This is a genomic window from Defluviimonas sp. SAOS-178_SWC (assembly GCF_039830135.1).
GTDB lineage: Bacteria > Pseudomonadota > Alphaproteobacteria > Rhodobacterales > Rhodobacteraceae > Albidovulum.
The window spans coordinates 2,543,616-2,567,513 of the sequence record NZ_CP156081.1; the positions used below are offsets into that span (position 1 = coordinate 2,543,616).

23 protein-coding genes are annotated in these 23,898 nt (G+C 65.8%); 7 read left to right on the plus strand and 16 right to left on the minus strand.

The window, feature by feature from the left end:
* Positions 1 to 114 precede the first annotated feature (114 nt).
* A complete protein-coding gene (ctrA, locus tag V5734_RS13190) occupies positions 115 to 828 on the minus strand; it encodes a response regulator transcription factor CtrA (protein ID WP_347310103.1) in 714 nt (237 codons plus the stop codon).
* A gap of 94 nt (positions 829 to 922) precedes the next feature.
* Positions 923 to 1,201 (minus strand): DUF1153 domain-containing protein, encoded by a 279-nt coding sequence (locus tag V5734_RS13195; RefSeq protein WP_347310104.1) that lies wholly within the window; start codon positions 1,199 to 1,201, stop codon positions 923 to 925.
* 122 nt (positions 1,202 to 1,323) lie between these two features.
* Between V5734_RS13195 and mnmA the strand changes: the two genes are divergently transcribed.
* Positions 1,324 to 2,466, plus strand: coding sequence for a tRNA 2-thiouridine(34) synthase MnmA (gene mnmA, locus V5734_RS13200; protein WP_347310105.1), 1,143 nt, complete (start codon positions 1,324 to 1,326; stop codon positions 2,464 to 2,466).
* A 98-nt stretch (positions 2,467 to 2,564) separates the two neighbouring features.
* Here the strand turns inward: mnmA and lpxB are convergent, their stop codons facing one another.
* From lpxB to pyrH, 13 genes are all read right to left on the minus strand, one after another.
* Entirely contained in the window at positions 2,565 to 3,707 is a 1,143-nt protein-coding gene (gene lpxB, locus V5734_RS13205; RefSeq protein WP_347310106.1) for a lipid-A-disaccharide synthase, read from the minus strand.
* Positions 3,704 to 4,528 carry an LpxI family protein gene (locus V5734_RS13210; RefSeq protein ID WP_347310107.1) on the minus strand — a complete coding sequence of 275 codons (825 nt, stop codon included), beginning with the start codon at positions 4,526 to 4,528 and terminating at the stop codon, positions 3,704 to 3,706. The genes lpxB and V5734_RS13210 overlap by 4 nt, the downstream gene beginning before the upstream one ends.
* Positions 4,525 to 5,319, minus strand: coding sequence for an acyl-ACP--UDP-N-acetylglucosamine O-acyltransferase (gene lpxA, locus V5734_RS13215; RefSeq protein WP_347310108.1), 795 nt, complete (start codon positions 5,317 to 5,319; stop codon positions 4,525 to 4,527). Before lpxA ends, V5734_RS13210 begins: the two co-directional genes overlap by 4 nt.
* Before the next feature lie 2 nt (positions 5,320 to 5,321).
* Positions 5,322 to 5,780 (minus strand): 3-hydroxyacyl-ACP dehydratase FabZ, encoded by a 459-nt coding sequence (gene fabZ, locus V5734_RS13220; RefSeq protein ID WP_347310109.1) that lies wholly within the window; start codon positions 5,778 to 5,780, stop codon positions 5,322 to 5,324.
* Between the two features lie 68 nt (positions 5,781 to 5,848).
* The gene (locus V5734_RS13225; RefSeq protein ID WP_347310110.1) at positions 5,849 to 6,454 is read right to left on the minus strand and encodes an OmpH family outer membrane protein; all 606 of its coding nucleotides are present in this window, start codon (positions 6,452 to 6,454) and stop codon (positions 5,849 to 5,851) included.
* Complete coding sequence (gene bamA / locus V5734_RS13230; RefSeq protein WP_347310111.1) at positions 6,454 to 8,778, minus strand: outer membrane protein assembly factor BamA; 2,325 nt, start codon at positions 8,776 to 8,778, stop codon at positions 6,454 to 6,456. The genes V5734_RS13225 and bamA overlap by 1 nt, the downstream gene beginning before the upstream one ends.
* A gap of 135 nt (positions 8,779 to 8,913) precedes the next feature.
* Entirely contained in the window at positions 8,914 to 9,078 is a 165-nt protein-coding gene (locus tag V5734_RS13235; protein WP_347310112.1) for a hypothetical protein, read from the minus strand.
* 113 nt (positions 9,079 to 9,191) lie between these two features.
* Positions 9,192 to 10,529, minus strand: a complete 1,338-nt coding sequence (gene rseP / locus V5734_RS13240) for an RIP metalloprotease RseP (RefSeq protein WP_347310113.1) — start codon at positions 10,527 to 10,529, stop codon at positions 9,192 to 9,194.
* A gap of 2 nt (positions 10,530 to 10,531) precedes the next feature.
* A complete protein-coding gene (gene dxr, locus V5734_RS13245; protein ID WP_347310114.1) occupies positions 10,532 to 11,713 on the minus strand; it encodes a 1-deoxy-D-xylulose-5-phosphate reductoisomerase in 1,182 nt (393 codons plus the stop codon).
* Between the two features lie 3 nt (positions 11,714 to 11,716).
* A complete protein-coding gene (locus V5734_RS13250; protein ID WP_347310115.1) occupies positions 11,717 to 12,511 on the minus strand; it encodes a phosphatidate cytidylyltransferase in 795 nt (264 codons plus the stop codon).
* Entirely contained in the window at positions 12,508 to 13,236 is a 729-nt protein-coding gene (gene uppS / locus V5734_RS13255; RefSeq protein WP_347310116.1) for a polyprenyl diphosphate synthase, read from the minus strand. The genes V5734_RS13250 and uppS overlap by 4 nt, the downstream gene beginning before the upstream one ends.
* A 34-nt stretch (positions 13,237 to 13,270) precedes the next feature.
* Positions 13,271 to 13,834, minus strand: a complete 564-nt coding sequence (frr, locus tag V5734_RS13260) for a ribosome recycling factor (RefSeq protein WP_347310117.1) — start codon at positions 13,832 to 13,834, stop codon at positions 13,271 to 13,273.
* A 75-nt stretch (positions 13,835 to 13,909) separates the two neighbouring features.
* Positions 13,910 to 14,641 (minus strand): UMP kinase, encoded by a 732-nt coding sequence (pyrH, locus tag V5734_RS13265; protein WP_347310118.1) that lies wholly within the window; start codon positions 14,639 to 14,641, stop codon positions 13,910 to 13,912.
* Positions 14,642 to 14,764: 123 nt separating this feature from the next.
* Between pyrH and miaA the strand changes: the two genes are divergently transcribed.
* The 6 genes from miaA to V5734_RS13295 all read left to right on the plus strand — a co-directional run bounded on the left by miaA (position 14,765) and on the right by V5734_RS13295 (position 23,000).
* Positions 14,765 to 15,655, plus strand: a complete 891-nt coding sequence (miaA, locus tag V5734_RS13270) for a tRNA (adenosine(37)-N6)-dimethylallyltransferase MiaA (RefSeq protein WP_347310119.1) — start codon at positions 14,765 to 14,767, stop codon at positions 15,653 to 15,655.
* A gap of 144 nt (positions 15,656 to 15,799) precedes the next feature.
* Positions 15,800 to 16,687, plus strand: a complete 888-nt coding sequence (locus V5734_RS13275; protein ID WP_347310120.1) for an AraC family transcriptional regulator — start codon at positions 15,800 to 15,802, stop codon at positions 16,685 to 16,687.
* A gap of 178 nt (positions 16,688 to 16,865) precedes the next feature.
* On the plus strand, positions 16,866 to 18,512 hold the full coding sequence (locus V5734_RS13280; RefSeq protein WP_347310121.1) for an ABC transporter substrate-binding protein: 1,647 nt from the start codon (positions 16,866 to 16,868) through the stop codon (positions 18,510 to 18,512).
* A gap of 98 nt (positions 18,513 to 18,610) precedes the next feature.
* Complete coding sequence (locus V5734_RS13285) at positions 18,611 to 19,651, plus strand: ABC transporter permease (RefSeq protein ID WP_347310122.1); 1,041 nt, start codon at positions 18,611 to 18,613, stop codon at positions 19,649 to 19,651.
* A gap of 1 nt (position 19,652) precedes the next feature.
* Complete coding sequence (locus V5734_RS13290; protein ID WP_347310123.1) at positions 19,653 to 20,828, plus strand: ABC transporter permease; 1,176 nt, start codon at positions 19,653 to 19,655, stop codon at positions 20,826 to 20,828.
* A gap of 87 nt (positions 20,829 to 20,915) precedes the next feature.
* Positions 20,916 to 23,000, plus strand: coding sequence for an ABC transporter ATP-binding protein (locus V5734_RS13295; protein ID WP_347310124.1), 2,085 nt, complete (start codon positions 20,916 to 20,918; stop codon positions 22,998 to 23,000).
* Here the strand turns inward: V5734_RS13295 and V5734_RS13300 are convergent.
* A complete protein-coding gene (locus V5734_RS13300; protein WP_347310125.1) occupies positions 22,981 to 23,880 on the minus strand; it encodes a GNAT family N-acetyltransferase in 900 nt (299 codons plus the stop codon). The genes V5734_RS13295 and V5734_RS13300 overlap by 20 nt on opposite strands.
* Positions 23,881 to 23,898 lie beyond the last annotated feature (18 nt).

A 23,898-nucleotide genomic window follows, 5' to 3' on the forward strand; every position in this document is an offset into this window, starting at 1 on the left:
CCCGAAAGTGTTAGGGCGCCCGTCCGGAGAGGTCCAGTCTTCGCGTCGCTGCCCGTCCCATTGCGCCCACCGGCCCGCGCCCTCCCCCAAGGGCGCGGAGCGCGCGGCCGCCGCTCAGGCCCCGACCGCGATCTTTCGCGGCTCGCTCGACTCGCTCGGTTCACGCAGCACGTAACCGCGCCCCCAGACCGTCTCGATGTAGTTGTCGCCGCTCGTCGCCTCGGACAGTTTCTTCCTGAGCTTGCAGATGAACACGTCGATGATCTTCAACTCCGGCTCGTCCATGCCGCCATAGAGGTGATTGAGGAACATCTCCTTCGTCAGCGTCGTGCCCTTGCGGAGGCTGAGAAGCTCCAGCATCTGGTATTCCTTGCCCGTCAGATGCACCGGCGTCCCCGCGACATCGACGGTCTTGGCGTCGAGGTTGACCGCGATCTTGCCGGTCTTGATGATCGACTGGGAATGCCCCTTGGAGCGGCGGATGATCGCATGGATCCGCGCCACCAGCTCCTCCCGGTGGAAGGGCTTGGTCATGTAGTCGTCGGCGCCGAACCCGAAGCCGCGGATCTTGTTTTCGGTATCGTCGGCGCCGGTCAGGATCAGGATCGGCGTGTCGATCTTCGCCATGCGAAGCTGGCGCAGCACCTCATGCCCGTTCATGTCCGGCAGGTTGAGATCGAGCAGGATCAGATCGTAGTCATAGAGCTTCGCCAGATCGATGCCTTCTTCCCCGAGATCGGTGCAATAGACATTCAGATTGGCATGGGTCAGCATCAACTCGATACTGCGGGACGTGGTGGGATCGTCCTCTACCAACAGGATTCTCATCAGGCGTTCTCCGCATTAATCCCTCGATCACCCCCACACTGGATCAGAATGGTTAATCACAAGTTACCGTAGCGGCAGGATTATTCTGATCAACCTAAAGTTGACGATATTTCTGGATCGCCGTCACTTTCAAGGCCTTTTCGCCGTGCTTTTCGACGGCATCGCGCCAGATCTCGAACTCCTCCTCGCTGAGCGCGTAACGCTCGAGCGCCTCCCTCAGCGGCAGAAGGCCGTAGGCCACTGCCCTGACAACCCGCGCCTTGCGGCTCGCCACCCAGCGGCGCGTCTCGGCCGGCGGCAGGTCGGCCCGCGTCATGATCGTTCCGTCGGGAAGCGTAATGGCCCTCGGCCCGTCGATTTTCTTCAGGAACATGGTACACCCCTTGTCTTCGCCCGCGGAAAATCTGGACCGCCAGACTTAAGGAGGGGTGAAACTGCGGGTTGTGAGTGGATCGAATTTTCCTATATTCCATTCGATCTTCCCCGGAGTGCACGATGGCGCTGGACCACCACGGACTGAATTCGCTCGGCTTGCCGAAGCCCCCCGCCGAAACGCGGGTCGTCGTCGCCATGTCGGGCGGCGTCGACAGCTCGGTCGTCGCGGCCATGCTGAAGGAGGAAGGCTACGACGTCGTCGGCGTCACCCTGCAGCTTTACGACCACGGCGCGGCGCTGGCCAGGAAGGGCGCCTGCTGCGCGGGTCAGGATATCCACGATGCCCGCCGGGTGGCCGAGGCGATGGGCTTTCCGCACTATGTCCTCGACTATGAGAACATGTTCCGCGAGGCGGTGATCGACGAATTCGCCGACGCGTATCTTGCCGGCGCGACGCCGGTGCCCTGCATTCGCTGCAACGAGCGGGTGAAGTTCAAGGATCTTCTGGCAACGGCCAGGGATCTCGACGCGGATTGCATGGCGACCGGGCACTACATCCAGCGCAAGATGGGGGCGAACGGGCCGGAACTGCATTCGGCCGCCGACCCGAACCGCGACCAGTCCTATTTCCTCTTCTCGACGACGCCGGAGCAGCTGGCCTACCTGCGCTTCCCGCTCGGCCATCTCGCCTCGAAGGCCGAGACCCGCGCGCTTGCGGCGAAGTACGGGCTTTCGGTCGCCGACAAGCCCGACAGTCAGGACATCTGCTTCGTGCCGAACGGCGACTACGCGAGCGTGATCGAAAAGCTGCGCCCCGGCGCGGCCGATCCGGGCGAGATCGTCGACATGGACGGCAATGTCCTCGGCAGCCACCGGGGCGTCATCCACTACACGATCGGCCAGCGCCGCGGTCTCGGCATCGGCGGGCTCGAGGATCCGCTCTACGTGGTCAAGCTCGACCCCGCGACCCGGCGCGTCGTCGTCGGGCCGAAAGAGGCGCTCTCGACCCGCACGGTTCCGGTCCGCGAGATCAATTGGCTCGGCGACGGGGACTTCGACGCGGCCGCCGAACGGCCGGTCCATGTCCGCATCCGCTCCACCCGGCCACCGCGACCGGCCGTGATCCGGCCCCTGTCGGCCACGACGGCGGAGGTCGAGCTTCTCGACCCCGAAGAGGGCGTCAGCCCCGGCCAGGCTTGTGTCTTCTACGACCCGGACGGCAGCCGCATTCTCGGCGGCGGCTGGATCTGGCGCGGAAACTGATCCTCTTCACCTTGCTTCAAATATCCCCCGAGGAGCGTCCTTCGGCAGCCGTGGGAGCCTCCGGCGGGGATATTTCCGGCGAGATGATGTCCAGGGCCTCAGAGATGCGCGAGGACCGAGCGCGCCGCGCGCAGCCCCGGAGCCTCGCCGCCCTGTCCGAGCCGGTCCATCGTCAGCGCCATCGCCGAAAGCTGGGCCGCGCGGGCATCCTCGTCGTCGACGAGCCGCGCGAGTGCGGCGGCGATCGGGCCCGGGCGGCAGGCAGGGCCGAGGAATTCCGGGATGGTCCGGGTCTCCGACACGATATTGACGAGCGTCACCGTGTCGATCAGGGCGGCTCGTTTCATCATCTGCCAGGTGAGCCAGTTGAAATCATGCGCGATGACCATCGGGATCCGGTTGGCCGCGAGCTCCAGACTGACCGTGCCCGACGCGGCGAGCGCGATATCGGCGGCGGCGAAGGCCGCGCGCTTGTCGTCGGCGCCCTCGACCACGAGCGGCACGACCTTCCAGCCGGCCACGATACCGCGCACCAGCGCGCTGACGCCGCGCACGGTGGGGATCACGACGCGCAGGGTCGGCTCGCGGTCGCGCAGCCGGGCGATCGCCTCCTCGAAGCGCGGCGCGAGACGGGTGACCTCGCTGCGCCGCGAGCCCGGCAGGCAGAGGAGGAGCGGCTGGTCGGCGCCGATCATGTGCGTCTCGCGGAACGCCTCCGCCTCGTCGGCGGTACCGAGGCGGTCGGCCACGACCGGATGGCCGACGAAATCGCAGGTCATGCCGGCAGCTTCCATATAGGGCGGCTCGAAGGGAAAGAGTGCCAGCACATGGTCGATGACGGGCGCCATCTTCGCGGCCCGGCCCGGACGCCAGGCCCAGACCGTCGGCGCGACATAGTGCATGGTCCGGAGCGCGGGCCGCAGGGTCCGCGCTGCGGCGGCGACGCGGAGGCAGAAATCCGGGCTGTCGATGGTGATGAGGGCGTCGGGCGCAAGCTCCGCCACGGCCGCGGCGGTTTCCGCGATCCGGCGCTTCAGATGGCGGTATTTCGGCAGGATCTCCACCAGCCCCATGACCGAGAGCTCTTCCATCGGGAAGCGGCTCTTCAGCCCTTCGGCCTCCATCCTCGGGCCGCCGACACCGTGGAAGGCGATGCCGGGCGCGAGGGTCTTCAGTCCCGCCATCAGGGCGGCCCCGAGGGCATCGCCGGAAGCTTCGCCCGCGATGAGGAACAACTTCATCGTTCCCGCGCCCAGAGGAAGAGGCCGGCGGCCCTGGCCGCTTCCACCATCGCGGCGGGGTCGAGCAGGATCACCCCCGACGCTTCCCAGGCGATGCCGGCAAGACCGGCGGCGGCGGCGGCGCGGACCGTGTCGGGCCCGAGCGTCGGCAGATCGACCCGGCGGTCCTGAGAGGGCTTCGGCGCCTTGTAGAAGACGCCCCGCGCACCTGCCGGATCGGGTCTGAGCCTGGGAGCATGGAGTGCCACGAAGGCCAGCATCGCGTCGGTGCCCGGCAGCGTTTCGACGGCAAGGCAGAGCCCCTGCGCCACCACGGCCCCCTGCCCGAGATCGAGCGCGCCGAGGCCCGCGACGATTTCGGCGGCGCGGGCGGCGTCGCGGCGATCGGCCTCGCCCGGCGTGCCGGCGAGAAGTCCGGCGCCGGGAACGAGGTCGGGCGCGAGCGTCTCGGCACCGACGACCTCGAACTCCCAGTCCTCGAAGATCGCGATGACTTCGCGGAGCGCCGCGTCATCACCCTCCCCGATCGCGGCGAGAAGCCGGGGCACGAGCGTCGCCGTTCTCGGATCGAACAGCTCCGGGTCGAGGCGCGGGCGTCGGATCGCCCCGGCAAAGACGACGCGGGTCACTCCGCGCGCGGCGAGATCGTCGAGAAGGAGCGCAAGACGCTCGATACGGAACCGGATCGGGGTCACGCCCGAAACGTCGGCCGGAAACCCGTCGAGTTCGGCCAGGATGCAGGTCTCGCCGCGTTCCGCGAGCGCCGCGACGAGCCGGGCCGGCAGCCCGCCCTCGCCGGCGATGATCGCCGTTCCGCTCATCGCGGCGTGAGGAAGGAGCGGTCGGACGGGCCGAGGATGAAGTCCAGCACCTCGCGCACGAGCGCGCAGTCGGGATTCTCCGCCGACCGTGCCCGCGCGGTATCCCGGAAGGTGCCCTGCCCCAGCGCCGCGACCAGATCGCGAAGCGCGGTGATGTCGCCGCGCCCGGCCCCGCGCCGTTTCAGGCCGACGAGGTTCAGCCCGTCGAGCGTGCCGCGCGGGCCCTGAACGAGACCGTGGGGGATCACGTCGGCCGTCACCATCGTCACCGCGCCGATCATGGCGCCGCGGCCGATGCGGACGAACTGGTGGACACCGGAGAGGCCGCCGACGATGACCTCGTCCTCCAGCACGCAATGGCCGGCAAGGGCGGCGTTGTTGACAAGGATGACCTTGTTGCCGAGCTGGCAGTCATGCGCGACATGGGCCCCGGCCATCAGAAGGCAATCGTCGCCGATCCGGGTCACGCCACCGCCGCCCCCCGTGCCGACATTGATCGTCACGTGTTCGCGGATGCGGTTGCGCGCGCCGATCACGAGCGACGTATCCTCTCCCTGGAACTTCAGGTCCTGAGGGATTTCGCCGATGGTCGCGAAGGGAAAGATGACCGTGCCCTCGCCGATCTCGGTCCGGCCGGTGATCACGGCATGGCTCTTGACCTCGACCGCCCGGCCAAGCACCACCTCCGGCCCGATCAGGCAGAACGGCCCGACCCGGCATCCCGCGCCGATACGCGCGCCCGGCTCGACATGCGCCGAGGGATGGATCTGCGCGCTGGGGTCGATGGTCATCCTCAGTCCCTGAGATCCATCATCGCGGCGATCTCGGCCTCGCAGGCGAGTTGGTCCCCGACCATCGCCCGGCCATCGAACTTCCAGATCTTGCCGCCGCCGCGCTTGACCGTCATGTGCAGTTCCAGAACGTCGCCGGGAACGACCATGCGGCGGAAACGGCAGGAATCGATCGAGAGGAAGTAGGTCAGGAGATCACGGCCCACCACATCCATCGAGATGCCGACCAGAACCGCCGCCGCCTGTGCCATCGCCTCGACCACCAGCACGCCCGGCATGATCGGCTTGGCCGGGAAATGGCCGGTGAAATGCGGCTCGTTGAAGGTGACGTTCTTGATGCCGACACACCCCTTGTCGGGGACGATATCGACGACCTTGTCGATCAGCAGGAAGGGGTAGCGATGCGGAATGATCCGCTGGATCAGATGGATGTCGGCCTCGGTGATCGGCTCTGCTGTCATGAGATCGTCTCCCCCGCGATGGTCCGGTCTAGCTAGCAACTCGCCCCGGCGCTGGCAAGAAGAAGCGCTCAGTTGCCGTCATCCGCCGCGCCCGGTGCCTCCGTCCCGTCGGCGGGCGCCGGCATCGGCACATCCTCCCCGGCACCGATCGAGGCGTCGATCCGGGCGACCATTTCCCCGGTGATGTCGATCACGTCGGCGGCAAGGAAGATCGCACGGGAATCGAGGACCGCGACCGCGCCCCGGCTGCGGAGAACCTCGCCCATGACCGGCAGTGCCGCCGCATAGAAGCGCTGGCGTTCGGTGTCCTGCATCTGACCGATGGCGCGCGCCTTCGCATCCTGCGTGTGGCGGATTTCGGTGACCTTGGCGTCGAAAGCGTCGGCTGCCGTCCGGAATTCCTCGGCCGGCATCGAGGCGCGTTTTTCCGTGAGCGCTTTTTCCTCGGCCGTCAGGTCCGTCTCGATCCGACGGTTCTCCGCGGCGAGGTCCGCAGATGCCGCCTCGATCCGCGCAGCCGCGCGTTTTCCCCAAAGCGTTTCGGCAAAAAGCCGATCCTGATCCAGCGTCAGGATCGGACTTTGGACCGGCTGGGCTGGCGCGGTTTGTGCAATCGCAACATTGGCGCCGGCGAGCCATGCCAGCGCCAGGAGTGCGGACCAGAACCGGCCCATCAGAACCGCGTCGAGACGGTCAGGTCGAAATTCTGCTCCTTGTCGTAGCTCTGCTTGTCGAGCGCTTTCGAGAAGTTGAAGCGGAGCGGGCCAAGCGCGGTATCCCAGAAGATCGAGAAACCGATCGAGGAGCGCAGGTGCATCCCGTCGTCGATGATGCCCAGAGTGTTGTCGAGCCCCCAGACCGAGCCGAAATCGGCAAAAAGACCGCCGCTGATCCCGTATTCCTCGGGCAGTCCAAGCGGGAATTCCGCTTCCAGCCGCGCGACGGCGAAGTAGTTGCCACCGACCGCGTCCTCGTTGGTCGCGGTCAGATCGCGCGGACCAATGCCGTTCGGTTCAAATCCCCGGATCTTTCCGTTCCCGGTGAACCGGTCGACAAGCCGGCTGTCGCCGCCGCTCGTGAACAGCGCACCGCCTTCGATCTCCGCCCGCAAGGTGACTTCCTCGCGGAACGCCTTCATTTGATAGGAGGCAAGAGCCGTGGATTTGACCGACTGGATATCGCCGCCGACGCCGGCAAAATCCTGCCCGAACTCGAACCGGACCGAGCGGTTCGGATCAAGGCCACCGATCCGGGTGTCGTAAGCATAGCGGTAGCCGAGCGAGCTGGTCAGTTCGGCGCCACGGGCTTCCTCGTTCTTCAGGAGCTGGGAGGAATTGGCGTCGACATCGTAGATCTCGTCCTGCGAGACCTTGTAGCTCAGTTCGAGACTGCTGAATTCGCCCATCGGGAACTCGATCGACGGAGAACCGCCGATCCGTTTCGTCGAGTAGTCCGAATTGTCATTCTCCGTAGTGTTGTAATAGGCGGAGAAGCGGAACTTCAGGTCGCGGTCGAGGAAGGCAGGTTCGACGAACGTGATCGAGCTGTTCTTGTTGTCCGTCCCCGCGGCGAGATTGAGGCTGACATACTGGCCGCGTCCGAGGAAGTTCGCCTCGCTCAGTCCGATATTGAATCCGACGCCATTGGAAACCGAGTAGCTCGCGCCGAAGCTGAGCGAGCCGGTCGGCTTTTCCTCGACGTTCACGTCGACAATGACCTGGTCGCCCGCTGTGCCCTGACGCGAATTGACCTCTGCCGTCTCGAAGAATCCAAGCGCCCGGGTCCGCTCCGCGCCCTCGCGGATCTCGCGCGGATTGAACGGGTCGCCTTCCACGGTTTTGAACTGACGCCGGATGACCTTGTCGAGCGTGGTAGCGTTGCCTTCAATGTCGATGCGCTCGACGAAAACCCTCGGTCCCTTGGTCAACGCGAAGACAATGTCGAGCGTCTGGTCGCGCTCATTGCGGGTGACGCGGGGCACGATGTTGACGAAATTCAGCCCCTGATCGAGAGCGATCTTCTCCATCCGGCTGATCGTGGTATCGATCGCGAGAGGAGAGTAGGTCGCACCCGGACGGATCCGGACAACGGCGTCGTAGGGCGCGGCGTCCACGCCCTCGTATTCACTGACCGTCGTGATCTTGCCGAACTTGTAGCTCAGACCTTCACGGACCGCGAAGGTCAGGAAGAAACCATCGCGTTCACGGGAAAATTCGCGCGTCACCGACAGAACCTGGAAGTCGATGTAGCCACGGGCCCGATAGAAGTCGGTCAGCATCTGTTTGTCGAACTCGATGCGGTCGGCGACATAGGTGTCGCGTTGAATGATCGTGCGCAGCAAACCGGCCTGCTTGGTCCCGAGAACCTGCCGGAGGCGGCGGTCGGAATAGGCGCGGTTGCCCGTGAAGCTGAGCCGTTCAATCTCCGTCACCTTGCCTTCGCGGATCTCGAACACCAGATCGACGCGGTTGTTGCCGCGGTCGATGATCCTTGGCTCGACCCGTGCGGCGAGGCGGCCGGCATCGGCATAGGCCTGGGTGATCGCGGCCGCATCCGCCTCGGCCTGGGCTGCCGAGTAGACGCGGCGGGCCTGCGACTTGACGACCCCGGCGAGGTCCTCGTCCTTCAGCCGCCGGTTGCCCTCGAAGTTCACGATGTTGACCACGGGATTTTCCCGCACCCGGATGACGAGCGTGCCGCCGGAGGTGACAATATCCGCCGAAGCGAAGAGACCGGAGCCGATCAAGCGCTGGACAGCGTCGTTGAGCGCCGCGTCCGACACCGTCTCGCCCTGGGCGATTCCTGCGATCTTGACGATGGTCGCGGGCTCGATCAGTTCGTTACCTTCGACCGACACCCGGGAAAAGCTGTAGTTCTGCGCCTCGGCCTGGGTGAAGAGGAGCCCGCAAATCACGGTCAGAACGGTGAAAAGCGCAAACCTGAAACCGCCCTTCAGGTTGCGCCCGATTTTAAATCCATTGCGCCCGTCCGCCGACATGCTCTGCCCCCCGGGTTTTATTTACTACTCTCTGTCGAAGTGACTACCGGGAAAGGCGTATCTTGTCAAAAGGCACGGCGCGGCCCTTTGGGGCCGCGCCGGTATTCGGGCGATAGAAGACTGCCGCGCGGACAGTCAGTGCATGAAGGGGTTTTCCGGGCTCTGGAACTGCGTCAGCTCGGCGCCGATCATCGCGCCGCCGGCAAGGCCGAGGACGATGGCCAGCGGGATCAGGATACGGTCCAACCCGAGGTCGAGCACCAGAGAAAAGCCGCGATATCCGCTCTGAATCAGCTGCATGGGCCTGAACCTTCGATGACCTGGACGATTGGCCCAAAAATTAGGCGCCGAATATGGCAGCAATGCGGCACGATGGGGGCGCTATTGCGCTGCCGCGCCGCGGCATCCGTCCCTCAGCGGCAGAAGAGGTCGTTGGTCAGGCCGAAGAGCATCAGCGCGAGAACGAGCGTCAGCCCGACGGCCATCGCCACGTTCATGAAGCGGTCCGGCGGCGGCTTGCCCGTCGCCCATTCATAGGCGTGAAAGACCAGATGCCCGCCGTCGAGGACCGGAATCGGGAAGAGATTGAGAAGCCCGATCGCCGTCGAAAGCGCCGCGATGAGCCAGACGAAGGAGGACAGCCCCGCACTCGCGGCCGCCCCCGTGGCCTGTGCCATGCCGACCGGGCCGTTGAGGTTGCAGGTGGAAATCTTGCCGGCCACCATCGAGGAAAGCGCCGAGAAGGTGGTCTCGATGATTCCCCAAGTCTGACCGACCCCGGATTGCAGGGCTTCGCCAAGGCCCGGCGCCCGCGTCGCGGGATCGAACATAAAGCTGCCCGAAATGCCGATCTGATAGCCGGTCTGAAGCCCGCCATCCTCGGCCGTGACCGGACGTTCGCGGGGCGCGAGCCTGGTCTCGAACTCCGTTCCGTCGCGCCAGACGCTGAGCGTGATGGGCTCGCCGCCGCTTTGCTTCACGATAGCCTGCAGATCGTCGAACCGCGGCGTCGGTGTGCCGTTCATGGCGAGGATGACATCGCCTTCCCGAAGCCCGGCATCCATCGCCGCGCTTTTCGGCAGCACCGCGAGCACAAGCGCCGGGATCAGCGTCGGCCCGTCCACCGTCACCTCCTGCCCGTCCCGCAGGACCCGGTAAGCGACCGATGCATCGTCCGGCAGCATCTCGGCCACCTTGCCGAGCGCCTCGTAATCCGGTGTCTCGTGCCCCGCCACCGACAGGATACGATCGCCGGGCATCAGGCCGTTCTCCACCGGAAGGGGCCGCAGCGCCTCGATTTCCGGCGCATCTGTGGCGACGCCGCTGACAAAAAGCATGCCCGCGAAGACGACGACCGACAGGACGAAGTTGAAGGCCGGGCCCGCGAAAACCGTCGCGGCGCGCGCCCAGAGCGGGGCACCGTGCATCGTGTGCCGGCGTTCGTCGTCCGAAAGCCGCGACATCGTTGTCGTGTCTGCCCCGGCGGAGGCCGCGTTGGCGTCGCCAAGGAACTTCACATAACCGCCGAAGGGCACGGCGGCGATCTGCCAGCGGGTACCACGCCGGTCCATGCGGCTCCACAGCACCGGGCCGAACCCGAGAGAGAAGACGTCGGCATGGATGCCGGACCAGCGGCCGACGATGTAGTGCCCGTATTCGTGCACCGCGACGATGATCGACAACGCAATCACGAATGCGCCGGCGGTGTAGGCAAAATCGCCGAGCGAGGTCAGAAGTCCGGGAAAATCCAAGGTCAGATCCTGTCGGTTTCGCCGATCACCTCGCCGGCAATGCGGCGGGCAGATCGGTCCATGTCGTAAACCATATCGAGGCTCGTGGCCGGTTTGCCAAGCCCACCCTGCCCGGAAAGCCGGTCGAGCACCTCTTCGACAACACCGGACATGGCCGTGAACCCGATGCGGTCGGCGATGAAGGCATCGAGCGCGGCCTCCTTCGCGGCGTTGAACGCGGAGCCGGCAAGGCCGCCCGCCGCCATCACCTCCCGCGCCAGCCGGAGTGCGGGGTACCGCGCCGGATCGGGGGCGGAGAAGGTCAGCCGCCCGATCGCCGCGAGGTCGAGCCGCGCGACGGGCAGATGCGCCCGGTCGGGCCAGTTCAGCGCGTAACCGATGGCATGGCGCATGTCGGGGGCGCCAAGATGCCCGATCATGCCACCGTCGCGGAAGCTGACCAGCGCGTGGAGCATCGATTCGGGATGGACGAGGACCTCGATCCGGTCGGGGTCTATTCCAAAGAACTCCCTTGTCTCAATGACTTCCATCGCCTTGTTGAACATGGAGGCGCTGTCGATAGTAATCCTCTGCCCCATGTTCCAGTTCGGATGCGTGGACGCTTCGGCCACCGATGCGCGGGCGAGGTCTTCAAGCGGCCAGTCACGGAAGGCGCCGCCCGAGGCGGTAATCGTGATCCGCTCCACCGCGTCCATATCCTCGCCCGCCAGCGCCTGGAACACCGCGGAATGCTCGCTGTCGACCGGCAGGATCCGCGCCGAATGGCGGGCGGCCTCTTCCATCAGCAAGGGACCGGCCGTCACCAGGCTTTCCTTGTTCGCGAGCGCCAAAGTCCCGCCATGCGCCAGAGCCCGGAAACCGGGCGCGAGGCCGGCGGCACCGACGATGCCGGACATGGCCCATTCGGCGGGCCGGTCGGCGGCCTCGGCCACGGCGGCGTCGCCAGCCGCCGTGGCGATCCCCGTGCCGGTGAGGGCCTCCCGCAGGTCCGGCAATAGCGCCTCATCCGCAATGACGGCGATCTCTGGCCGGAGCACCCGCGCCTGTTCGGCAAGCCGCCGCACGTTGCGGCCGGCCGTCAGGGCGACGATGCGGTATGTGTCCGCCCCGCCCTGCCGGGTCAGGAGATCGAAGGTGCTTTCACCGATCGACCCGGTGGCGCCGAAGACCGAAACGCGGCGCATGACTTAGAACCTGACGACGGGCACATCCGTCAGTTGCGCCACGAGAAGCATGAAGAGCGCGGCCCCGAGAAGCCCGTCGAACCGGTCCATCAATCCGCCATGCCCCGGGATCAGGTTCGACGAATCCTTCACCCCGGCCTTCCGCTTGATCGCGCTTTCGGCGATATCGCCCAGTTGCGACGCGAAGGCCAGCAGGGCCGAGATCCACAAGAGGTCGATGCCGGCGGTAGAGAGGCGTAGGAAGACGAGCCCGATAAGAGCCGCGGCGATCCAGCCCGCCACCGTGCCGGACCATGTCTTCTTCGGGCTGAAGCGTGGCCAGAATTTCGGTCCCCCGAAGATCCGGCCCGCGAAATAGCCGGCGATATCGGTGACGACGACGACGAGGACCAGCCAGAGAAGCCACAAGAGCCCGTAGCCCTCACGGAAGGCGACGAGCCCGTAGCTCGCGATCATGACCATCGCCGCGTAAAGCACGAAGGCGAGACGCATCGGCCGTTTCGGGCGCAAGAGACCAAAGAGCGTAGGCACCATGAGAAGTGGCAGATGATAGGGGTTGTGCGAGACGAGGATCGTGCTGAGGATCACGGCAGCGGCGGCGGCCAGCAAGAGCGCCTCGGCCGGACGGCCTGGATCGGTCATCCGCGCCAGTTCCCAGATCATCAGCGCGCCAGCGACGATGGCAAGTCCGGCGAACCATGGCCCACCCATCCAGACCAGCGTCAACCCGCCCACTGCCATCACGGCGCCCGAGATCAGGCGCGGGGCAAGGTCGCCCCATTTGCCGGCATCGCTCATGCCGTCAGCGCGCCGCCGTAGCGGCGTTCGCGCGCGTGGTAGCGCGACAGGATCGCCTCAAGCTCGGCCGGGGTGAAATCCGGCCACAGGGTCTCGGTGAATTCGTATTCGGCGTAGGCCGACTGCCAGAGGAGGTAGTTGGAAATCCGCGTCTCTCCCGAGGTGCGGATCACGAGGTCGGGATCCGGCAGGTCATGGGTGTCAAGCCGCGCCTCGAGCGCGGCATCGTCCACAGCCTCGGGGGCGATCCGTCCCGCAGCCACATCCTCGGCCAGTGTCCGTGCCGCGCGGGCCAACTCGTCCCGGCCGCCGTAGTTGATCGCGACCGTCAGGTGCAGCCGGTCGTTGTTCTTCGTCTTTTCCTCGATCCCGGCCATCAGCTTCTGCAGCTTCTTGTCGAGCCGGTCGCGGCTGCCGATGAAGCGCAGGCGCACGCCTTCGGCCGAAAGACGCTCCGCCTCGGACTGGATGTAGCGGGCGAAGATCGTCATCAGGCCGATGACCTCTTCGGTCGACCGCTTCCAGTTCTCGGTCGAGAAGGCATAGAGCGTGAGATAGCGGATCCCGAGGCCCGGTGCGGCCTCGACGATGGTGCGGACGCGCTCGGCCCCCCTGCGGTGGCCGACGAGACGCGGCCAGCCGCGCGAGGTCGCCCAGCGTCCATTGCCGTCCATGATGATGGCGACATGTGACGGCGCGGCGCCCGTGATGTCCTTCGCGGCCATTGGCCCTGCCCTTTCCGGCCCCCGTGGCAAGTCCTCAGACTTGCATGATCTCCGCCTGCTTGTCTTCCAGTGCCTTGTCGACGGCGGAGATCTGCCGATCGGTCAGGCCCTGCACCTCGTCGTGCCAGAACTTCTGATCGTCTTCGCTCATCCCGTCGTTCTTGGCCTTCTTGATCTGGTCCATGCCGTCGCGGCGCACGTTGCGGATCGCGACGCGCGCGCTCTCGGCATATTGCGCGGCGACCTTCGTCAGTTCGCGGCGGCGCTCCTCGTTCAGCTCGGGGATCGGCAGCATGATGATCGTGCCGTTGAGCTGCGGGTTGATGCCAAGTCCGCTGTCGCGGATCGCCTTCTCGACCTTGCCGACAAGGCCCTTGTCCCAGACGTTGATCGTGACCATCCGGGGTTCCGGCACATTGACGGTGCCAACCTGGTTGATCGGCGTCATCGCGCCGTAGGCATCGACCATGACCGGTTCCACCATGCTCGCCGAGGCGCGCCCGGTGCGCAGACTCGCGAATTCGTGGCGCAGCGCCACCATCGCGCCGTCCATCCGGCGTTCAAGATCGTCGATGTCGATTTCGATGTCGTCTGACATGGGAAAAGTCCGTATTGGGTCGTCAAATTGCTGTTCGGCGCCCTTTACCACGAAAGGCGCAGGAAAGGATAGGATTCAACCGCCGACGCGGGTGTAAGTTCCGCGGCCCGAAAGAATGCCCCGGAAACCGCCGGGCTCGTCGAGCGAAAAGACGATGATGGGAAGGTGATTGTCGCGCGCGAGCGCGATGGCCGAGGCGTCCATCACGCCGAGATGCTTTTGCAACACTTCATCGTAGCTGACCGTGTCGTAGCGCTTGGCATCGGCGTGTTTCTTCGGGTCCTTGTCGTAGACCCCGTCGACCTTCGTGCCCTTGAAGATCGCCTGGCACGCCATTTCGTTGGCGCGCAGCGTCGCGGCGGTGTCGGTGGTGAAATAGGGGTTTCCGGTGCCGGCGGCGAAGATGCAGACCCGCTTCTTCTCGAGGTGCCGGACGGCGCGGCGGCGAATGTAGGGTTCGCAGACCTGATCCATCGGGATCGCGCTGATCACGCGGGTATGGACGCTGAGCTGTTCGAGCGCCGCCTGCATCGCGAGCGCGTTCATCACGGTGGCGAGCATGCCCATGTAATCGGCGGTCGTCCGCTCCATCCCCTGAGCGGAGCCCTGAAGGCCGCGGAAGATGTTGCCGCCGCCGATCACCATGCAGATCTCGACGCCGAGGTCGTGGACCGATTTCACCTCGGCCGCGATGCGGGCCACGGTCGGGGGATGCAGGCCGTAGCCCTGATCTCCCATCAAGGCCTCGCCCGATATCTTCAGAAGAACGCGCTTGTAGGTTACCTTGGGTTCTTCCGCCCCTGCCATTCTTCGCTCCACTTGCCGCCTCTTTTGTTCCGGCGCAAAATGAATGAAATCGACGGCGGGTTCAACCGGCCTCGGCGGGAAAGCGGCAGAGGTCTGCGGCCCGCCATCCAAGACACGTGAAGAGTGGCGGGCACAGCACTGGAATTCATCGACAATATCGACCCCGAAAAACCGGTCGTCATCGCCGGACCGACGGCGTCGGGGAAATCCGCTCTGGCCCTGCGTCTGGCCGAGACGCAGGGCGGCGTAATCGTCAATGCCGATGCGTTGCAGGTCTGGTCGACCTGGCGGATTCTGTCGGCACGGCCAACGGCGGAAGACGAGGCCCGCGCGCCGCACCGGCTCTACGGTCACCTCGCCCCCGGTGCCGACTATTCCGTGGGGCATTGGCTGCGGGAGGTGGCCCCCCTTCTGGAAGGCCCGGAACGCCCGATCATCGTCGGCGGCACCGGGCTTTATCTCAGCGCCCTGACCGAGGGTCTGGCCGAGATTCCGCCCGTGCCGGCGGCGATCCGCGCGGAGGCCGCCGCCCGCCTCGCCGATGGCGGGCCCGCGGCGCTCCTGGGCGAAATCGACGCCGAAACGGTATCGCGGATCGACCGGCGGAACCCCGCCCGCATCCAGCGCGCCTGGGAAGTCGCCCGCGCCACCGGCCGCGGCCTGTCCGCCTGGCAGGACGAAACCGGCGCGCCGCTTCTGTCGGCCGACCGCGCCACCCTCATCGTCCTCGACGCGGAGCGCGACTGGCTGGCCGGGCGGATCGACCGCCGTTTCGAGGCGATGGTGCGGCAGGGCGCACTCGACGAGGTTCGCGCCACCCTCGCCCGCTGGGATCCGAAGGCGCTTTGGGCCAAGGCCATCGGCGCCCCCGAAATGGTCGCGCATCTGCGCGGCGAGATGACGCTGGAAGCGGCGGTGACGGCCGCCCAGGCGTCCAGCCGGCAATATGCGAAGCGCCAGAGGAGCTGGTTTCGCGGCCGGATGCGTGGCTGGACATGGCTGCGGCCAGAGTGACAAGCCGGCCACGCTCCGCCGATCCTGCTGATTCCGCATATTTTTTCCTTGGGGATTGGCGGCCGGCTGGCTATGATCCGGCGACCGCTCAGACGACCCTCCTTTCGCCGCCCGACCGTCGGCCCGATCCTGAGGACCCTGCCCTTGAAGCTTTTCTCTGGCACGCCGCTGTCGCAATTCTCCGACCGGCCCGCCGCCAAGACCGCACCCAAGGCACCGGCAGCCGCGCCGGCGATTCCCGAAACGTCAGCAAAGTCGCCGCTGCGGATCGTGCCGATCCCGCGCCTGGCCGCCGGCGGACGCTGGCGGATCGAGGCGATGCGGTCGCTGTCGGAACCGCTCCTTCTGTGGTTCACCCGAGGTCAGGGCCGGATCACGGTGGGCGGCGTAACGCGGGGCTACGGCGTCCACAACGCGATCTTCATTCCGGCCGGCGTCATGCACGGGTTCGAGGTCGGCGCACAGACCTACGGCACGGCGGTCTTCTTCGGTCGCGGCTGCACGACGGACCTGCCGCAAACGCCCCAGCATCTGCGCATCCGCGAAGTCGGCCCGCAAGCCGAGTTGTCGGGGCTGATCGACAACATCCAGCGCGAGCTGGAAAGCGGCAAGCCCGGCGCGGAACGTGCGGCGCAACATCATCTCGGCCTGCTCGGTGTGTGGCTCGAACGCCATGTCGATGCGGATGGGGCCGGCGCCAAGAAATCCGATGCCGCCCGGCGCCTCGCCGCGCGCTATTCGGCCCTTCTGGAAAGCGAATTCCGCTCGGGCAAGGGCGTGGCCGAATATGCCCGCGCCCTCGGCGTCACGCCCACGCACCTGACGCGGGTCTGCAACCAGACCTGTGGCCGCTCGGCCTCGGACATCCTTCATGACAGGGTGATCTTCGAAGCACGGGTTTTGCTCGCCGAAACCGGGATGCCGATCGCCCGGATCTCGGAGGCGCTGGGCTTCACCTCGGCGGCGTATTTCACCCGTGCGTTCCAGCACCGGACAGGAAAGACCCCCTCGGCGTTCCGCCGCTCCGTCTGAGAGCCTCCCCGCCGTCCGCGATGTCGCAAAAAGACCGCTCGTGACGGAATCGGGCGTTGACGCAGGGGGAAAAAAAGGGCGCAATGCGGGCGTGAGCACAGATCCGGCTGCGTCAGCTACCGCCCGTTCAGGGGCATAGGCGCAACGGAATCAGAGAACGACTCGCAGGGAGAAAACTATGACCAAGCATTTCGCGCCGGAGATCCATCCGGCTGCCATTCACTATGCCGACGAAGTCCGCGCGGGCACGTTGAGCCGCCGGGAGTTCCTGACCCGGGCCTCCGCGCTTGGCGTGAGCAGCGCGGCGGCTTACGGCCTCTTGGGCCTCAAGGCCCCGGCGCTGGCGCAGGACACCCCGAAACCGGGCGGCACGCTGCGCATGCAGATGGAAACCAAGGCGCTCAAGGACCCGCGCACTTTCGACTGGTCCCAGATCGCCGACTTCGCGCGGGGCTGGCTGGAATACCTTGTCGAATACAATGCTGACGGGACGTTCCGCGGCATGTTGCTGGAAAGCTGGGAAGTCAACGACGACGCCACCGAATACACGCTGAAGGTCCGTCAGGGCGTGAAGTGGAACAACGGTGACGACTTCACCGCCGAGGACGTGGCCCGCAACATCACGGGGTGGTGCGACGCCGAGGTCGAGGGCAACTCGATGGTCGCCCGCATGGGCGGTCTCGCCGACGAGACGACCAAGAAGGCCCGGGACGGGGCCATCACGGTGGTGGACACCCATACCGTCAAGCTGTCCCTGCCCGCGCCCGACATCACCATCGTCGCCGGCATGGCGGATTATCCCGCGGCGATCGTGCATTCGAGCTATGCGGGCGGCGATCCGACCGACAATCCGATCGGTACCGGGCCGTACATGCCCGAGACCAACGAGGTCGGCGTCAAGCAGGTTCTGGTCAAGAATGCCGACCAGGTCTGGTGGGGCACCGATGTCTATGGGGGCCCCTACCTCGACCGGATCGAGTATATCGACCTCGGCACCGATCCCTCGGCTTATCTTGCCGCGGCAGAAGCCGAAGAAATCGACGTCACCTACCAGACCACCGGCGACTTCGTCGAGATCTTCGACGGGCTGGGCTGGACCAAGTCCGAGGCGGTGACTTCCGCCACGATCTGCGTCCGCTTCAACCAACTGGCCGACCTCTACAAGGACGTCAAGGTGCGCAAGGGCCTGCAGATGATGGTCGACAATGCCGTCATCCTGGAACTCGGCTACGCCTCGCTCGGGACGGTGGCGGAAGATCATCACGTCTGCCCGATCCACCCGGAATATGCCGAACTTCCGCCGCTCGCGGTCGACCCGGCCGGCGGCAAGGCGCTGATCGACGAAGCGGGGCACGCGGATACCGAATTCGAGCTGATCTCGATCGACGACGACTGGCAGGCGGCGACCTGTGACGCCGTGGCCGCCCAGCTTCGGGACGGCGGTGTGAATATCAAGCGCACGATCCTGCCCGGCTCGACCTTCTGGAACGACTGGACGAAGTACCCGTTCTCGGCGACCGAATGGAACATGCGCCCGCTTGGCGTGCAGGTTCTGGCCCTCGCCTACAAGAGCGGCGGTGCCTGGAACGAAACGGCGTTCAGCAATGCCGAGTTCGACTCGCTTCTAGCCGAAGCCATGTCGATTGCCGACGCCGACAAGCGGCGCGAGGTCATGGCCAAGATCGAGAAGATCATGCAGGACGAGGGTGTGATCATCCAGCCCTACTGGCGGTCGCTCTATCGTCACTTCCGCGAGGGCGTGAAGGGCTGCGACATGCATCCGACCTTCGAACACCACCATTACAAGTGGTGGCTGGAAAGCTGATCGGCCTCTTGGGGGCGTGTGCCGCGGCGCGCGCTCCCGCCCCAATTCGTCTTTGTGACGCCCCGTTCCACCAGATGGCGGAAAGGACATAATAGCGCATGCTCACGTTCCTCCTCCGGCGCATCGTGACAATGATACTGACGGCGCTCTGCCTGACCTTCGTCGTATTCTACCTCACGAACCTGCCTCCGAACCTCGAGAAACTCGCCAAATCCGAAGCCGGAACCCGCATCTCGGACGCAGAGGTGCAAAGCTGGCTGGAAAAGAACGGGCATGGCAGCCCGCTTCTCGTCCGCTACGGCGAATGGCTGGGCGTCATGCCGGGCTGGACGCGCGAGGAAAACGGCGTGACCACGGGGCGTTGCATCGCGCGCGGGCAAGATCCCGCGACGGCGCCCGCCTTCTGCGGGGTTCTCGAAGGCTACTGGGGCTTTTCCTCGGTCTTCAAGGAAAATGTCGGCTCGATCATCGGCACCCGGCTCGGCCTGACGGGCGTTCTCATGTTCTGGGTGATGATGCTCATGGTGCCGGTCTCGCTCATCATCGGAATTCTCGCCGGGATGCGCGAGGGCTCGAAACTCGACCGTTCGCTCTCGACCTTCTCCATCGCCTCGACCGCCACCCCGGAATATGTCTCCGGCGTCATCCTCATCGCGGTCTTCGCGACCTCGATGGGCTGGAAGGTGTTCAAGGGCACCGCGACCTCGGCGATGGACAGCATCACCTTCGAGAACTTCTTCCTGCCGGTCCTGACCATCGCGCTTTACGGCATCGGCTATATCGCCCGGATGACCCGCGCCTCGATGACCGAGGTGATGACGGCGCAGTATATCCGCACCGCACGGCTGAAGGGCGTCAGCTTTGCCAACGTGGTGATGAAACACGCGCTGAGAAACGCCCTCATCGCGCCCTTCACCGTGATCATGCTCCAGTTCCCCTGGCTCCTGAACGGCGTCGTCATCGTCGAGACCCTCTTCAACTACAAGGGTTTCGGCTGGACGCTGGTGCAGGCCGCCGGCAACAACGACATCCAGCTTCTTCTCGGCTGTTCGGTCGTCGCCGTGGTCGTGGTGCTCACCACGCAGCTCATCTCCGACGTGGGCTACGTTTTCCTCAACCCCAGAATCAGGATCAGCTGACATGGAAGACCTTGGCTGGGGTGCCATCCTCTTCGGACTGGCAAAGCAATTCACGCCGGTCTGGATCGCGCTTGTCGTCACCTTCGCGGTGTCGATCCGCTACAAGCGGCGTCTCGGGCTCTATGGCAAGCTCTTCGATTCCACTATCGGCATGATCGGCTTCGCCATCGTCATGTTCTGGGTCTTCTCGGCGCTCTTCGCCGACCTGATCGTGACCCATGACACGCTGAGCCAGATTAGCCAGATGAAGAACAAGGCGCCCGGAACGCTGCAACCGGACGGGACCGCCTGGTACCTCCTCGGCGGCGATCACCTCGGGCGCGACGTCTTCTCCCGAATGGTCGCGGGCAGCCGCGTGGTGATCCAGATCGCCCCCCTCGCAACGCTCTTCGCCTTCATGGTCGGCGTGACGCTCGGCCTGCCGGCGGGATATTACGGCGGCCGGCTCGACACCGGGCTCTCGTTCCTCGCGAACCTCATCCTCGCCTTCCCGGTGATCCTCCTCTTCTACCTCCTCGTGACGCCGGAGATCGTGGAGACCGGGCTGCCGCAATACCTCGCGATCGTGCTCTTCCTCTTTCCGATCATCTTCCTGATGGTGCTGGTGAATTCGCGCTTCTACGTGATGCCGGCTTTCCGCAACAAGATGATGACGGCGATCGCGGTGGTCGGCGGCTACGTCTACCTCTCGCTCGTGGGCGAGGTCGGCACCAAGGTCGCGGTCCTGCCGAACGCGCTCGACCTCATCCACGTGCCGGGCAACATCCTCATCGTCTTCGTCTCGGTGGTCTTCGTGAACTCGCCCACCGTCTTCCGGATCGTCCGGGGCATCACGCTCGACATCAAGACCCGCGACTATGTCTCGGCGGCCCAGACCCGGGGCGAGCGGCCCTGGTACATCATGCTCTGGGAAATCCTGCCCAATGCCCGCGGGCCCCTCATCGTCGATTTCTGCCTCCGGATCGGCTACACCACGATCCTCCTCGGCACCCTCGGCTTCTTCGGCCTCGGCCTTTCCCCCGAAAGCCCCGACTGGGGCTCCACGATCAATGCCGGCCGCAAGCTCCTCACAATCGCGCCGCACCCCGCCATCGTGCCGGCCCTTGCGCTGATGAGCCTCGTCCTCGGCCTCAACCTCCTTGCGGACGGCCTCCGCGAGGAAAGCCTGAAGGACTGAGCCGGTGCGGCCCACCCTTCTTCTTGGCCGAAATACTCCGGGGGTCCGGGGGCAGCGCCCCCGGCTGACCCGCAAGGGAGACACGCCATGACCAAATGGGACTATGACGGCCCGATCCTCGAAATCGAGAACCTGTCGATCAGCTTCTTCACGCGCCTCCGCGAAATCCCCGCCGTGATGGACTTCTCCTGCGTGGTCCAGCCCGGCGAGGCGATGGGCCTCGTGGGCGAATCCGGCTGCGGCAAGTCCACTGTCGCCCTCGCCGTGATGCGCGACCTCGGCAAGAACGGCCGCATTGTCGGCGGAACGATCAAGTTCAAGGGCCGCGACCTCACGACGATGTCCGAGGAAGAACTGCGCCTCATCCGCGGCTCCGAGATCGCGATGATCTACCAGGAGCCGATGGCCTCCTTGAACCCGGCGATGAAGATCGGCCAGCAGCTCATGGAAGTGCCGATGATCCATGAGGGCATTTCGAAGGAGGAAGCCTGGAAACGCGCGCTCGAAGTCGTCACCGACGTGCGCCTGCCCGACCCCGAGCGGATCCTGAAAGCCTATCCGCACCAGCTTTCGGGCGGCCAGCAGCAGCGTATCGTCATCGCGATGGCGCTGATGTCGAAGCCGGCCCTTCTCATTCTCGACGAACCCACGACCGCGCTCGACGTGACGGTCGAAGCGGCGGTGGTCGATCTCGTCAAGGATCTCGGCCGCAAATACGGCACCTCGATGCTGTTCATCTCGCACAACCTCGGCCTCGTCCTCGACACCTGCAACCGGCTTTGCGTGATGTATTCGGGCGAGGCGGTGGAAACCGGCAGCATCGAGGATGTCTTCGACAAGATGCAGCACCCTTATACCCAGGCGCTCTTCCGCTCGATCCCTCTGCCGGGGGCGGACAAGAATTCGCGCCCCCTCGTCGCCATTCCCGGCAACTTCCCCCTCCCGCACGAACGGCCCCAGGGCTGCAATTTCGGCCCGCGCTGCGACTACTTCGTCGCCGGGCGCTGCGACAAGGCCGATATCCCGATGATCCATGTGCCGGGCAACGACCGCCACGATACCCGCTGCCTCAGGGTGGACGAGATCGACTGGGACGCGCCCGTGAAGGCGACGAAGACCGTCGAGAAGACACCGATCGGCGACGTCGTCCTGAAGATGGAGGACTTGAGGAAATACTACGAGGTCAGCGCCAACGCGCTCTTCGGCGGCGGCGACACCAAGGTCGTGAAAGCCAACGAGACGCTGAGCTTCGAGGCGCATGAGGGCGAGACGCTCGCCATCGTCGGCGAATCGGGCTGCGGCAAGTCCACCTTCGCGAAGGTACTGATGGGGCTGGAAACCGCGACCTCAGGCCAGATCTTCCTCTACGACAACGAGATCCAGTCGACCCCCATCGAATCCCGCAATACCGAGACGGTCTCGGGCGTCCAGATGGTGTTCCAGAACCCCTTCGACACGCTCAACCCCTCGATGACCGTCGGACGGCAGATCATCCGGGCGCTGGAGATTTTCGGCGAGGGCAATACCGACGACGAGCGTCGCCAGCGGATGCTGGAGCTTCTCGACCTCGTGAAGCTGCCGCGCGCCTTCGCCGACCGCATGCCGCGCCAGTTGTCGGGCGGGCAGAAGCAGCGGGTTGGCATCGCCCGCGCCTTCGCCGGCGGCGCCAAGATCGTGGTCGCGGACGAACCCGTCTCGGCCCTCGATGTCTCGGTGCAGGCGGCGGTCACCGACCTCCTGATGGAGATCCAGCGCAAGAACCGCACGACGCTTCTCTTCATCAGCCACGACCTGTCGATCGTCCGCTACCTCTCGGACCGGGTCATGGTGATGTATCTTGGCCATGTGGTGGAACTGGGCACGACCGATCAGGTCTTCTCGCCGCCCTACCATCCCTATACCGAGGCGCTCCTCTCCGCCGTTCCGATCGCGGACACCCGCGTCCAGAAGAAGCGGATCGTCCTCGAAGGCGATATCCCCTCGGCAATGAACCCGCCGCCCGGATGCCCGTTCCAGACCCGGTGCCGGTGGAAGTCGAAGGTGCCGGGCGGTATCTGCGATACCGAGATGCCGCCGGTCCGCATGCTCGCGAACGGCCATCAGATCAAGTGCCACCTCCCGGACGAGGAATTCGCCGCCATGGAGCCGGTGATCAAGATCGCGGCCGAGTGAGCGCCGGCAGGACGAGGCCCGTCGCCCCGAGGGCCACGACTTCGGCGCCGGTGCCGACCTTGTACCGGGCAAGGCCGGGCGCGCCTTCGGTATTCACGTCGCCGAGGTCGAGCATCCGGTAGCCGTCCGCCTTCAGACGCAGCACGGCCTGCCAGAGAAGGAGGTTGTGCGCGTTCTGCCGCCGGCCCTCTGGTCCGGCCCAGCCGATGTGGTAGGTGGCCCAGGGCCGGTGCAGGAGAAAGAGCATCGCGGCGATCACCTCGCCCCCACGCCGCGCCTCGACAAGAAGCGCGTGACCCGGATCTCCGGCGAGCCAGGCATGCGTGAACCGGGCCGGCAACGCCCGGTAGCCCCGCGCCTTCTGCTGCCCCGCATCAAGGGTCAGAAGCCGCGCGACCGGCGCCGGGTCGGGATGGCCGAGATGGACGCGCAGGCCCGCCGCCTCCGCCCGGACCAGCCGGTTGCGCCATTTGCCGCGAAGCCCGGCCCTAAGGCGCTCCACATCGGGTGAGAGGTCGAGCAGAGCCACATGGCGCGGGGTGACGATGGGCACGAAACCCCACCCGCCACCGCCGTCTTCCGGCATGACGACGAGCGGCGAGGCGGACCGGGCAAGGACGCGCAACGCCTCCAGCTTCTCGTCAGGCGTCACATCCGCCGTCCAGACAGGTCCGCGAAGCAGAAGCGACAGGCGAAGCGGACCGAAGCGCCGCGAGACGATGCGGGCGAAACCGACCGGATCACTGCCGCGCAGGATCTGAACGCGCCGGGTCGTGCCGCCAAGCCGCCGAAGCGCCGCCGCATAGCCCCGGCTTTGCTGGAGCGGAAGGGCCGCCGCCCCGTCCTCCTCCGCCGCGATTCCGTCCCAGACGATGTTCATGGCCGCATTACGCGCGCG